Here is a 12,733-nt window from a genome sequence, read left to right on the forward strand (position 1 = left end):
ATGATAACAAACCAGCAGCAGATCCAACAAGCTGAATCGTCGGCGATGAAGATCAGGCGACAGTCACAGTTGTTGTCTTCGCAACTCCAGTCAATTCGCGAACGACTTTATGAGCCTGAGGCTGCAAAATCCCTTAAAACATTTACGTCGCGCGAGGTTGCTGCGCTACTCGGCATTGCGGAATCCACGCTACGCCAGATGTCGCTTGACGGTGAGAGCGCTATCCCCGACCGACAGGACAACGGCCGGCGGATCTATACGCTTCACCAGGTAAATCAGATACGTGAGCATCTCGCCCAAAAGCGTCCAAACGAAGCACTGGTGTTTTTGCCCCGACGCCGGGCGGGTGACAAGCTACAGGTTGTTGCCGTCGCAAACTTCAAGGGCGGCTCGGCTAAAACTACCACAACCGTGCATCTGGCGCACTATCTGGCAATCCGGGGGCTTCGGGTGCTTGCAATTGATCTAGACCCGCAAGCATCATTGTCGGCAATGTTCGGATACCAGCCCGAGTTCGACGTTGATGAAAACGAAACTGTCTATGCCGCGATTCGTTACGATGATCGTCGCAGGTCTGTTCACGAGGTAATCAGACGAACCTATTTCGCAGGAATCGATTTGATCCCGGCAAACCTCGAGTTGATGGAGTACGAACACGAAACTCCGCATGCTATCGCGGATGGCTATGGGCGAGGAGACGAGATCTTTTTTCGCAGGCTTTTGACGGTCATCAGCGAAGTTGAGGCGGACTACGATATAGTCCTTGTCGATGCCCCTCCCCAGCTCGGTTACCTTACGCTCGGCGCCCTCTGTGCTGCCACCGCGCTGCTTATCACAATTCATCCAGCAATGATTGACGTTGCCAGTATGAATCAGTTTCTAGCTATGATGAGTGATCTCATGGGCGTGATCGAGAAACGCGGCGGTACACTCAGCCACGATTTCATCCGCTATGTGATCACGCGACACAACCCCAACGACGGTCCTCAAGTTAACGTCGTCACTTTGTTACGCTCCCTGTTTAAAGAGGATGTTTTGGCTCCGGCTGTTGCCGAGACTACTGCGATTGCAAGTGCCGGGCTTGAAAACAAGAGTCTTTATGAATTGTCAAGGGGTGTCGGACGCGATACGCTTAGTCGCGCACTCGAGTCGGTGGATTCGGTCAATCGCGAGATTTTCCATCATATCAAAAACGTGTGGGGTAGATGATGGTCAATCCCAAAGAGCGAAACCAGCGAATGAAGAGCCTGTTTGCTCAGGTCGATACGGAGGTCCTTGCTAAGCAATCGGCACCCTCACGCGCCGAGCAGGAAAAGCGGCGAGTCGGTTCGGTGGCTGTAAAATCAATGGATCGTGCCTTCGTCTCGATCGAAGATGAGAACAGGCGCCTTCATGATCAGTTGCTTTCGTGTGAATCGGTTATCGAACTCGATCCCGATCGAGTCGCCCCGTCGTTTATCAGCGACCGCTTGGATATAGAGGGCGATGGTACGTTTCAAGCGTTTGTCGAAGGGATTAGAGAGGCCGGGCAGAAACTTCCGATCCTCGTGCGTCCCTTGGCTGGGAGGCCAGGTCAATACCAGGCTGCATATGGCCACCGGCGTCTTCGCGCTTGCCAGATACTTAAACGCCCCGTCAAGGCGATCGTACGCGAGCTAAGCGACGAGGAGCTTGTTATCTCACGGGGTATTGAGAACTCGGAACGACTCAATCTATCCTTCATCGAGCAGGCCCTGTTTGCCTTTAATCTGAAGGAGCGGAAGTACTCGCGGGAATTAATATCGAACGCGCTTGGACGTAAAGAGGGCCAGCGCCTCGCCTCGATATCGATTCTTACAAATACCGCGGCCCTGATACCTGAGGGACTCATCCGGTGATCGGCCCGGCGCCGTCGGTTGGACGTCCAAAATCGGAAAAGCTGGGCGCTCGCGTCCACAATCGAATCCTGAACGCCCGGCAAAGGGAAATCTTGGCGGAGCTGACTGCGTCTCCAGCATGGGCTCAGTGCCGAAGCGACCAGCGGTTCGCGCTCATCATGGAAGCGTTTGATCTTTCTGCAAAAAGCAAACCGGATATTGTAGAGTCGCCTTGGACGATGGCATCGTCATAGTAACGAGGCGTACCGATAATTCGACTCGCTTTTCAATTCCTGACGATCGACTTCCGGGGCTTTCGGACTGGCTGCTGCAACGGCTACCCGATCTCTTTCAGGAGTTCAAAGACGACAAGGGAAGGGTTCTGGAATGATCTAGAAACGAGAAATGGAAAAAGGGCCTATCGACTGCAATCGACAGACCCTTCAATCACGGCCAACGGAGCATCTCGGCACCGTCAACGTCAGCTCTAGCGGGCTAATTCTAAGACGGATAAGGGTGTTAATCAAGTCGCTGTAACTGTCAGGGACGGTTTTTTTGCGCTTAGCTTCCGGCGGCTTCCTGAAAAATCGCATTATTGGGACTGCGATCGAGAGATCCGCAGCAGGATAGCTATGACTGAAGCTTTGTCAGTGGCGTCGTTCCGACGCGTGACTCCTGGAATTGCCGCAAGTGCACGTCTTGCAATGGCAAACGACATACCAGATACGACAAAATCGGAAATGGCTTTGCTCCTGAAGAAGGCTGCTCCAGTTTTGGGCATAGATGGCACGACGTATCATGTAATGGATATCCTTCTCGGTCTTTCCCAGGCCGATGACTGGAAAGGCTCTGGGCGTCCAATCGTGGCCATATCTAATGCGAAACTCGCTGAGTATACGCTGCGCTCGCAGCGCACCGTAATGCGATGCATCCGACGGCTCGTAGAGGCGGGTGTTGCAGCCTACCGGGACAGTTCGACAGGTCGGCGCTTTGTATATCGCAACGATAAAGGCGAAGTGACGGCTGGCTTTGGAATTGACTTCACACCATCCCGTGTAAGGGCTGGCGAACTTAAGCAGGCGGTGATCCAGTACCATCAGCAATTGAACGCCGAACTCGCTGCCAAACGCGACATCAGCCGCCTGTCGCGTGCGATTGAAGATCTCTGCCTGTCCAATCCCTCGCAGATGACGACTGAAAGATCCGAGCTCGAGTCCATACTGGCGGGTGGGGGCGGGTTGGTTGAACGCGCAAATCGTATAAGTTCGCTTCACGAACAGGCGTTGGCTGCATTGGCGCCGGAGGACATTCCGTTCCGTTTGTCATGCGAGGGTGACATTGATGACAGCGCTAATATCAATACAACCCATGAATCAGAATCTGAAAGTAGAAAATTGCGGGCCCGCTCTACAGAGCGGGAACAAATTAGCAAGAACGACCGCTCCGCGGTCGAAATGGCTTTTAAAAGAAAGTCTCGCGAAGCGGAGGGGGTTAAGCAAGACAACGGAAGTTGCGATGGCCGCGACTCTTCCACGATCCAAGGGGAGGTTTTGGGCTCTGTGTCAGTTGGGCTCATTCGCGCGGCGTGCCCCGGTGCTCAATCAATGATAGGCCAAGAGTTCGAAAGTTGGTATGCGATCGGCCGGTCAGGCGAAACGCTGCGCAGGATGATAGGGTTGTCCGAAGCAGGTTGGGCAGATGGTCAGAAGAAAGTGGGCCAGTACGCGGCAGCGGCGATCTTAGCGACCGTGCTTGAAAAGTCAATTCGAGATCCGGAGCAGATTTCCAGGCCGGGGGGCTATTTCCGGGCCATGATAGATCGAGCGATCGACGGAAGGCTGAACCTGGAGCGGAGCCTTTTCGGACTGGCAGACAGCAGGTATGAAAGTTCATGAGAGGAGTAACAGCTGTTACCTGTCCGGCCGGCCCAACAACTGATCGCTTGCGTCCATATGTGCGGCCTGTTGTTGCGTTCGCACATGAACGCTGGCCAAGATGGTTTCCGCAACACAGGCCCAGACATCAAGTCGGCCTTGAGGGTCCAAAGGGATGCCCAGAGTATCCTGTGTCCCGGATCGATCGATCACACCATCTGCTATTATCTTGCAAGTTGTCGTATTACCAACACGTGGTGAAGATCACGTTTCTCCTCTCGAAACAGAGATTCATGCGACTTCAGGTCGCACTCCGGCGTCAAGGACGACGCGGTCTCCCCCAATTTTTCCGCCGCTGCGCTTCTCAGAAAAATCGGTTCCCCCGCTTGCCGCCGCTGGCGGTCGCGTTCCGCGATCCCTGGCCCCTCGCGGCTACGGTGCGGTCTCCTTTCGTCAGAGACAGAAAGGAGAAACTGATATGTCCGATGACTGGTACGTAAGCGTCCGAGGAGCGCCGCCTTGAGCGCGTAGGATGAATCTGTCGTTTTGTGGCTATGGACAGGCATATGGACAGTTTTCGGACAGCGGTGAGCCGGCTTGAAATCATCGACATGGGGCGTCGGCGGCGTTTTACCGCCGAAGCGAAGCTGAAGATGCGTTTTCTGGCCATCGTCGCCAGGTTTCCGCGACGGCGGCGAAGCATGGGGTTTCCCGCTCGCAACTGTATCGCTGGCGTCAGTTGGTGCAGACCGGCAATCTGGGCAGCATTCGGATTGAGGGCTTCGTGCCGGCGTTGATCACGCCGGACGCCCCTGCGCCCGTGCCGGCTGCATCGAAGCCGGTGGCGGGTGGTGGTCGTATGGAGGTGCTGAGCGCGAACGGCCGGCGCGTGATCGTCGACCGTGACGTAGACGTCGCTGTGCTGCTGCGCATCCTGCGCGGGCTGGAGACGTTGCGATGATCCCGATCCCGACAGGCGTTCGGGTGTGGCTGGCGACGGGCCATACGGATATGCGGTGCGGGTTCCCGTCCTTGGCGCTGCGGGTGCAGGAGGTGCTGAAACATGACCCGCTGGGCGGTCATCTGTTCTGCTTCAGGGGCAAGCGCGGACAACTACCGACATTCTGCATACGTTTCCCGTTATTCGACGATTGCCTATCCTTGGCACCCGCTGTTCGGGAGGAAAGTGCAGGTCTCACCGTTCAGGCGTGGCAAAAGTTTAACCTGCATCTACACGGATGAGCGTCCAGATCTGTGCCGCGAGTTGCCGAATTGGATGTTCGATCAAAGCTATTGCACTACCATGGCGCTAGGGCTGCCTGAGATCAGCATTGCCGGTCTCAACGAATTGGCAGCGGCGCTGGCATCGTTCGGCGCGACTCACGCAATAGGAGCAAAATACCGTCCTTCGAGGAAGAAGGAGAAGGATGATGCGAAGCAGGCGACATCAAAATCGCGACCAACTCGTTCTGCAGTTGGAGCGCCAAAATCTACAGGTTCCGGCGGTCAAGAACGTCAAAGGGTTGGAGGAAGCGCTGGCGGATCTTCTGCTGGAAGCTTTGGACGCGAACAGAATGACGAAGACGGGAGGCGTTGATGAACACGAAGATCACGCCTGACCATCTTGGCCGCGCCGCTGTGGTCGATGTCCGCCAGTCCACAATGACTCAGGTCACCGGCAATCTGGAAAGTCAGCGCCGGCAGTATGATCTGGCTGGAGCTGCCGCAACGACCGGCTTTGCATCGGTGACCGTAATCGATGACGATCTCGGCCGCTCCGGCTCAGGCAGCATGGAACGGCCTGGATTCGAACGGCTTGTGGCACAGGTTTGCTCCGGCGATGTGGGAGCGGTCTATTGCATCGAGGCATCCCGCCTGGCGCGCAATGGCAGGGACTGGCATCATCTGATCGACCTTTGCGCCCTTGCCGGTACGCTGGTCATTGATCCGGATGGTGCCTATGACCCGCGGCTCGTCAACGATCGTCTGCTGCTTGGATTGAAAGGCACGATGTCGGAGTATGAGCTTAGCTTGATGCGTCAGCGCGGCATCGCAGCACGCGGTTCCAAGGCTGGACGCGGGGAACTGCGGTTCATGTTGCCGCCGGGCTTGTGCTGGAGCGAAGTGGGCAAGATCGAGATCGACCCGGACGAACATGTGGCTGAGACGATCAGGCTTGTCTTTGCCAAATTCCGGGAGCTGGGAAGTGGACGACAGGTCTTTTTGTGGCTGCGGTCGGCCGATATCAAGATGCCGGTCGTTCTGCGCAATGTGGACGTCTGCAAGCTCGTCTGGAAAGCGCCAGCGTACCACAGCGTCATGCAGATCCTCCACAACCCACTCTATGCAGGCGCCTATGCCTTCGGAAGACGCGCACAGCGAACGCGGATCATCGATGGTCGCGCTCGCAAGGCCACCGGGGTGCGCAAACCCCGGGATGAATGGAGCGTGTTGCTGCGCGACAATCATCAAGGTTACATCAGTTGGCGGGAATACGAGGAGAACCACAAGCTCCTGGCCGAGAACGCGCACATGAAGAAGAACTGCGATCGCAAGTCAGCGCGTGGCGGCCGTGCCCTTTTGACCGGGCTGATGCGATGCGGTCGCTGTGGCCGAATGATGCGCGTCTTCTACGGCAGCGCGAAGGGCAACGCGCATCGCTATCAGTGCCGCGGCGACGATGCACACGTGGGTGTCGGCCTTTGTATCGGCATTGGCGGCGTCAGGGTCGATCGCGCCGTTGCGGTCCAGATTCTGGAAGCGGTGTCTGATCGTGCCGTCGAAGCGGCAATCTTCGCCTCGGATCAAGTCGAGCGGTCCCGAAGAGATGGCATTGCGGCACTCGAGCGGGATCTCGAAGGCTCACGCTACGAAGCGCTGTTGGCCAGTCGCAGGTATGAGCTTGTGGACCCGGCCAAGCGGCATGTTGCACGCGAACTGGAGGCCCGATGGAATGATGCCCTGGAGCGAGTGGGCGTGCTTGAGCGCAAGATCAAGGACCTGTCCGCGCTGTCAGCAGCGCGCCCCGTCATCGATCGTGGCCGACTCCTGCAGCTTGCCCAGGATCTCCCGACCGTCTGGAATGCGCCCTCCACTGAGACGAGAACAAAGCAGCGGCTCATTCACATCCTGGTTCAGGAGATTATTTGCGATCTCGACGATGCGACCAACGAGGCGGTGCTGTTGATCCATTGGACCGGAGGTCGGCACACAGAGGTGCGTGTGGCGCGCGTCAAGACCGGAAGATATCCTGCTGAGCTCGCACCATCGGCCGTCGAAGCACTGCGCAAACTGGGCGGACATTGGCCAGATCGGGAACTCGCGGTCTCCCTCAATCGGATGCTTTGCAAGACAGGTAATGGCGAGAGCTGGACGGCCGTGCGTGTTCGTGACATGCGCGAGCGTCTGGGAATTCCCGAATATGATGCCACCAAAGTGGAGATACCGATGATCAGCTTGATGAAAGCGGCGGAGAAACTCGGTATTTGCGTGGGATCGGCCAAAAGCCTGGTGCAGAGGAATTCTTCCTGCAACGCAAATCCTTCCTGGCTCGCCGTGGATGGTTCCGGTAGATGCGTTAACCTCGGAAGCCGTCCAGGGGTGCAGGGTGTCGTCGATCGACGCCCCAAGTTTTATGAAGATTATCAATACGATAAAGTCGCCCGGTTGCCCGGAATTTGATGGAGGGATGCATTATGAAGCGCACTGTGGTGATCTGATCAAGGTCGTTTGGCACGATGGCCAGGGAGCCTGCCTGTTCACAAAACGGCTCGAAAGAGGCAGGTTTAAATGGCCTTCGTACTACGTCCATCAACTCGCAGTGCTTGCGGGTTTCAGGCTTATCGTCCTCGCCAATCGCATCGACTGCGCGGACGCATTCTTGCTGGAACTGCATGACGAGCTCGCCGAGGGTTGCGGCAGACAATGCAAAAGCATCGATGCGAAGCTTCAAGGATCTTGTTTCCCATTTGCTTTGTTCTCGACTGCCTACACGCACCTGGAATCCGGGTCTACTAAAGCCTTGGGCCGGGCGCCCCCCGGATTCCGCCATACCTTACTCCCAGCGCCTCCTGAGGAATGCGCGCCACTAACGATCAGTGAGTCTACGGCTTTTGTCTTGATCCCAACGAAGTGTTTCTAATGAAATACAAAATGCCTTGATGGATCGCGCCTGAGGGGTAATGTGATTGAAAGAAACAAGAGGAGCTCAATTATGGATAGTTCCACTCTGCAAGGTGGCGGATCCGGAACTGTAGCCGCGCATGACGCCCGCGAGACACAATTGCTTGATCTACCCGACTCGCTGCTGACGGAAGTAGCGAAACGTTTGACTACAGAAAATCCAGTCGAGACAGCGGAAAATGTCGCAAATTTTAACGAAACTCATGCCTTGACCAGCCTTTCGACTCGAACAGAACCTTTCGAGACGTTTAAATCGCGCCTCAAAATACTCAGCTATCATGCGAAACTGCTGCCTCACACGGTTAGGCACGCACCAACACTTCCAGACGGGGAACGGCTGACTGAAAACCAACTGGCACGCATGCAAAGCGAAGTTGCATATCGTCCAGTGTTGGGCACCGCGTATACCCATCACGCTGGCCAAGCTCCAGAACGGTTGGCAGGGACCGACTTGGCCCGTAGAATCGAGGGCATCTCTGACGAGGTCTTCGACGTGGCGGAACCCGTAATGTTTAGGGAGATCTCCGCTCATGAGTTGATGCCGAAGATTCGGCCGATCGCCAAATCAATTAAGGAAGCCCATGACGGTGCGCGAGCGGAATTGATGTCTGCGGATAGGCAGAGGGAAGGACGCGGTCGATAATATTTCCCGCGCCGCTACAGTGCCTTAAAGCATGTCGCGCAAAAGTGTGCAGCGGTTTTGCGGCAACGACATGCGTTAAAACAAAGAGCTAAAGCGCGTCGCATGAATCAAGTTTGACGCGACGCGCTTTAGTTGCAAACATTCCAATTGACGGGCTAATGCGTCCGTCGGAATCATACGAAGCTTCCCGGATAATGTCGTGTTCGAATTCTGATGAAAAGTCGGCGACGACGCTCTGTACGCACGATTAAAAACGCGTCCCTAGTGAGGTATCCCATTACGATGGCTGGCGCAGCGGCTGATGGCCCGCTCAAAATGACAAAAGCGCCGAACCGGCAGCTGTTTAACGATTGAGTGTGGCTGGCAACGGACGACCGTACCCGCTACGCCTGCCATGTAACTCACTCGGAGATGCATGATCAACCGCTTTGCTTTCTTCAACGACGGCATCTTCGGACGATGACGGCGACAACTCCTCTGTTTCTGGCAGACGCGCAAAAAATACTCCTGCGACCGGAATATTCTTCGGCATGCGGACCAATATTTCATTTGAAACCATTTCACGCGACCTTTGCACGTCGCGACCATTTACAAACCCTGCCATGCGGTAAGCGTCGCCCGGGTGGTCAATCGCCGGCGCGGGGAGGTATGTACGGATGAATGAAAGATATTCACCGACTCGCCAGAATTTCAAAATGGGTGCAAGGTCGTGGTCTATCCCAGCCCTCACCGTTACTGCGGTGATCTTTGGCGTGATGGCAGTTGTATGCTGGCAGGACAACGAAACCAATTGGGCAATCCTTACCCAGCTGCGAGCGATCAATATCGACAGCGCCTCGTTGCAGCGGGATGTCCTCCGCGCCCGTACCGGTATGGTTACGACCTACCGGCCCATCCTTTCCAGGTTAGGAAATTTGCGAAGAAATCTGGAAAATCTTAAGCTGCGGTTTCAACAATCTCCCCTTTTGAGCGGCGACGATTTCTCTCAAATGCTGAACCAGCTGAAGGTGTCCGTGGACACGACCGATGCTGCCGTCGCAACCTTTGGCGCGCAGAACGTCCTCCTGCAGGATTCGCTGGCCAGCTTCACCCGCGCGCTCAGCATTCTTCCAGGACCGTCGTCTACGGATCAAAGGGGCCAATTCCTGAAACTGGATAACCTGATGCTGCAGTATATACGTCAGCCAAGCCCAGCTCTTTCGGGGGCGATTAGCCTTGAACTTGACAGGATCCAAAACACCCGCGGTGCAGATGAAGCCACGTTGCGCATACTTTCGCGCGAGGGGCCAATTATTCTGTCGCTCTTGCCCCGGGTAAACGATGCGGTAAACGTGATTCAGATCTCCGATGCCACTGAAATCGCCGAAAGATTGCAGCGCAGATGTCTGGAGGCGTACAGCTTGGAAAGCGTGAGGGAGCAGCGTGCACGAACCTTCCTGGGTTTTGTTGCGGTTTGCCTCTGCATCTACATCATTTCACTGGTCTACCGGCTACGCCGCAAGACTGACTGGCTAGCGAGGCGGCTGGACCACGAGGAATTGATCAAGGAGATCGGCGTTTGTTTCGAAGCTGACGGAGTCTCGGCGCCATCGCTTGAGTCCTCGGCGCAAGTTGCGCTTGAAATTATCCAGCGCTTCTTTAATGCCGATGCATGCGCGCTGGCACTGGTGGACCACGGCGACAGGTGGGCTGTTGAAACTTTCGCCGCGACGCTTCCTTTGCCGGTATGGGAGGACCGGACGCTACGCGAAATGGTCTCGCTTGCCAAGTCGAATGAACGGGCGTCGGTGTTTCGCGTCATGCCGACGCGCAAGACTGGCTGTTTTTCGCGGGAAATTCCGGGCCTCTCGATACTTCTGGCACATAAATCCACGGATCAGTTGATAGCAATTTGCTCCCTGGGCTACCAAAGCTATCATCTGCGAGCGAGTGCTGGTGAAATTCAGCTCCTCGAACTCGCTACGGCCTGTCTATGTCATCACATCGATGTGCGGCGCAAGCAAACCGAATGTGGTATTCTTGGGAGACGCCTGGAGCATGCGGAACGCCTTCAGGCAGTCGGAACACTCGCCGGTGGAATAGCGCACGAATTCAACAACATCCTGGGCGCGATCATCGGGCACGCCGAAATGGCGCAAAATTCATTGCGTCGATCTTCGGTCGCGCGAAAATACATCGAGCATATAATCTCTTCGGGCGACCGGGCCAGGCTCATCATCGACCAGATTCTGACGTTGAGCCGAAAGCGGGAACGCGTGATCACGCCGTTCAGTGTCTCGGAACTCGTGACGGAAATCGCGCCATTGTTACGCGTTGCGTTGCCACGCAACATCGACCTCAATTTCCGGTTTGACGACAAACGGACCGTGGTCGAGGGAAGTCCTCTTGAGCTTCAGCAGATGTTGATGAATCTATGCAAGAACGCGTCACAAGCCATTAATACTGACGGTCGGATCGACATCGTCGTTGACCGGATTGTATCCGGACCGAAAGCACTGGCGCATGGTATCATGCCAGCCGGTGATTATGTTCTTCTATGTGTCAGTGATACCGGTGAAGGCATTTCCGAGGCTGTCCTGCCTCACATTTTCGAACCGTTCTTCACCACGCGCGCTCGTTGCGGTGGTACTGGCTTGGGGCTCGCCGCCGTCCACGGGCAAGTCAGCGGTTTTGCAGGATACATTGATGTTGCTTCAGCCGTTGGCGAGGGGACGCGTTTTGACATCTATCTGCCGCCATCCTCTAGGGAACCCGTCAGTCCCGACACATTTTTCGGCCGCTATGAAACGCCGCGCGGGAGGGGCGAGACAGTAGCACTCGTTGAGCCTGATCTCGTCTTGCGGGAGGTTTACGAGGACAATATCGCAGCTCTGGGCTATGAGCCTGCTGGTTTTAGAACATTTGGTCAGTTTCAAGACTGGATTTCGAAAGGCAAACAAGCCGATCTGATTCTGATCGACTACTCGTCCCTTCCCAGAAATCAGGCTGCGATTGCCCTGCAGCCGGCTTTCAAGACCGCCGTCATCGTCATTGGAGAAAGTGGCCTGAACATGTCTTCCCTGGGGGACGACATGTTGAGCGCCCTGTTTCTGCCGAAGCCCTTATCTTCCAGAACCATGGCGTATGCAATTAGTCTCAAGATCAGGACACAGGGTGCTATCCGGTGATTTCCCGCACCGGAGAGCTGTGTCTCCAAAGGGCGGGCTCTCAATGCCTATTGTGAGCCGGCCGCGCGCTTCATATGACATCGAAAATAAAAAATCGAAAATCCTAGTGTAACCGAACTGCCGATAATCGTGAGCATCAAACTGCGGCATCTTTTCCAACGAAGAGGGCCCGCTTTGGTGACGATTTGAGGAGACTGGAATGCTCAGGGAAACGGTACCGCTTTCGATCGTCATGCTGGTCTGGGTGTGCCCGCCGAGCGACGCGGCGCCGCTCTCTTTTGACGAGTTCAATCGTTTCGCTCGCGAATGCGCCCCCTCCGTTGCACCATCTACGCTCGCGGCGATCGCAAGGGTCGAGAGCCGCCTTGATCCGCTCACTGTACATGACAATACCACGCGCGAAACGCTTCGCTGGAACAACCACGCACAGGCAGCACAGGCCGTGATGGAGCGCCTCAAGGCCCGGCACTCGCTCGATGTCGGTCTCATGCAGATCAATTCTGGGAATTTCTCCGGTCTGAGCCTGTCAGCCGCCCTTGCCCTTGACGCATGTACCTCATTGTCCGTCGCGGCAAAACTGCTTGGTCGCAGTTATGCAGGGGGCGAAACGCCCAGTATGAAGCAACTGGCGCTTCGCAAGGCAATCTCGGCCTACAACACCGGTGACTTCACGCACGGCTTTACGAACGGCTACGTCCGAAAGGTCGAACTCGCCGCTCAACAACTCGTCCCGCCGATCACCGGGCGAACAACGGATGATCGCGATAAGCCGCGATCCGAAGAAACATGGGATGTTTGGGGCTCATACAAACGTCTTTCTCCCGAGGGCAAGTCTGGCGGCGCGTCCGGTGCGCCAACTGTGCCTGACCGGGACACTCGCAGGATCGAAGACGACGATCGACTGCCGTTTGACTTGGATCAAGGAGGTCAGCAATGAGGCAATGCATATATAGATGTCGGCTAAACCTGAATCGGGTCGCGCTCTCGAACGCCGTGATTCGCGCCGTATCC

Annotated in this window: 9 protein-coding genes and 2 pseudogenes; 10 read left to right on the plus strand and 1 reads right to left on the minus strand. The window is 55.9% G+C overall.

The annotated features are described in order from the left end of the window. The 8 genes and pseudogenes from repA (at position 1) to QMO82_RS02350 (ending at position 8,555) form a co-directional block, all read left to right on the plus strand. Entirely contained in the window at positions 1–1,209 is a 1,209-nt protein-coding gene (gene repA, locus QMO82_RS02315) for a plasmid partitioning protein RepA (RefSeq protein WP_011427337.1), read from the plus strand. After that, on the plus strand, positions 1,206–1,877 hold the full coding sequence (gene repB, locus QMO82_RS02320; protein ID WP_225882624.1) for a plasmid partitioning protein RepB: 672 nt from the start codon (positions 1,206–1,208) through the stop codon (positions 1,875–1,877). The genes repA and repB overlap by 4 nt, the downstream gene beginning before the upstream one ends. A gap of 611 nt (positions 1,878–2,488) precedes the next feature. Next, a complete protein-coding gene (gene repC / locus QMO82_RS02325; RefSeq protein ID WP_088939835.1) occupies positions 2,489–3,751 on the plus strand; it encodes a plasmid replication protein RepC in 1,263 nt (420 codons plus the stop codon). Between the two features lie 533 nt (positions 3,752–4,284). Then, positions 4,285–4,691: pseudogene (locus tag QMO82_RS02330) on the plus strand (transposase). 102 nt (positions 4,692–4,793) lie between these two features. Then, positions 4,794–5,327 carry a hypothetical protein gene (locus QMO82_RS02335; protein WP_246807262.1) on the plus strand — a complete coding sequence of 178 codons (534 nt, stop codon included), beginning with the start codon at positions 4,794–4,796 and terminating at the stop codon, positions 5,325–5,327. Further along, a complete protein-coding gene (locus tag QMO82_RS02340) occupies positions 5,327–7,411 on the plus strand; it encodes a recombinase family protein (RefSeq protein WP_283196499.1) in 2,085 nt (694 codons plus the stop codon). Before QMO82_RS02335 ends, QMO82_RS02340 begins: the two co-directional genes overlap by 1 nt. 28 nt (positions 7,412–7,439) lie before the next feature. Further along, positions 7,440–7,526: pseudogene (tnpB, locus tag QMO82_RS02345) on the plus strand (IS66 family insertion sequence element accessory protein TnpB); the annotation flags it as partial. A 417-nt stretch (positions 7,527–7,943) separates the two neighbouring features. Continuing rightward, a complete protein-coding gene (locus tag QMO82_RS02350; RefSeq protein WP_011427344.1) occupies positions 7,944–8,555 on the plus strand; it encodes a hypothetical protein in 612 nt (203 codons plus the stop codon). Positions 8,556–8,898: 343 nt separating this feature from the next. Here QMO82_RS02350 and QMO82_RS02355 read toward each other — a convergent pair whose 3' ends face one another. Then, a complete protein-coding gene (locus QMO82_RS02355) occupies positions 8,899–9,159 on the minus strand; it encodes a hypothetical protein (RefSeq protein WP_133118182.1) in 261 nt (86 codons plus the stop codon). Between the two features lie 52 nt (positions 9,160–9,211). Between QMO82_RS02355 and QMO82_RS02360 the strand changes: the two genes are divergently transcribed. Both QMO82_RS02360 and QMO82_RS02365 read left to right on the plus strand, forming a co-directional pair. Continuing rightward, positions 9,212–11,722 carry a two-component system VirA-like sensor kinase gene (locus tag QMO82_RS02360; RefSeq protein ID WP_011427346.1) on the plus strand — a complete coding sequence of 837 codons (2,511 nt, stop codon included), beginning with the start codon at positions 9,212–9,214 and terminating at the stop codon, positions 11,720–11,722. 199 nt (positions 11,723–11,921) lie between these two features. Beyond that, on the plus strand, positions 11,922–12,659 hold the full coding sequence (locus tag QMO82_RS02365) for a type IV secretion system lytic transglycosylase VirB1 (RefSeq protein WP_011427347.1): 738 nt from the start codon (positions 11,922–11,924) through the stop codon (positions 12,657–12,659). Positions 12,660–12,733 lie beyond the last annotated feature (74 nt).

Source organism: Rhizobium sp. BT04 (assembly GCF_030053135.1).
Lineage (GTDB): Bacteria > Pseudomonadota > Alphaproteobacteria > Rhizobiales > Rhizobiaceae > Rhizobium > Rhizobium binxianense.

Coding starts and splice junctions, on each gene's coding strand:
- repA (WP_011427337.1), top strand. CDS start 1: ATGATAACAAACCAGCAGCAGATCCAACAAGCTGAATCGTCGGCGATG.
- repB (WP_225882624.1), top strand. CDS start 1,206: ATGATGGTCAATCCCAAAGAGCGAAACCAGCGAATGAAGAGCCTGTTT.
- repC (WP_088939835.1), top strand. CDS start 2,489: ATGACTGAAGCTTTGTCAGTGGCGTCGTTCCGACGCGTGACTCCTGGA.
- QMO82_RS02335 (WP_246807262.1), top strand. CDS start 4,794: ATGACCCGCTGGGCGGTCATCTGTTCTGCTTCAGGGGCAAGCGCGGAC.
- QMO82_RS02340 (WP_283196499.1), top strand. CDS start 5,327: ATGAACACGAAGATCACGCCTGACCATCTTGGCCGCGCCGCTGTGGTC.
- QMO82_RS02350 (WP_011427344.1), top strand. CDS start 7,944: ATGGATAGTTCCACTCTGCAAGGTGGCGGATCCGGAACTGTAGCCGCG.
- QMO82_RS02355 (WP_133118182.1), bottom strand. CDS start 9,159: ATGGCAGGGTTTGTAAATGGTCGCGACGTGCAAAGGTCGCGTGAAATG.
- QMO82_RS02360 (WP_011427346.1), top strand. CDS start 9,212: ATGAATGAAAGATATTCACCGACTCGCCAGAATTTCAAAATGGGTGCA.
- QMO82_RS02365 (WP_011427347.1), top strand. CDS start 11,922: ATGCTCAGGGAAACGGTACCGCTTTCGATCGTCATGCTGGTCTGGGTG.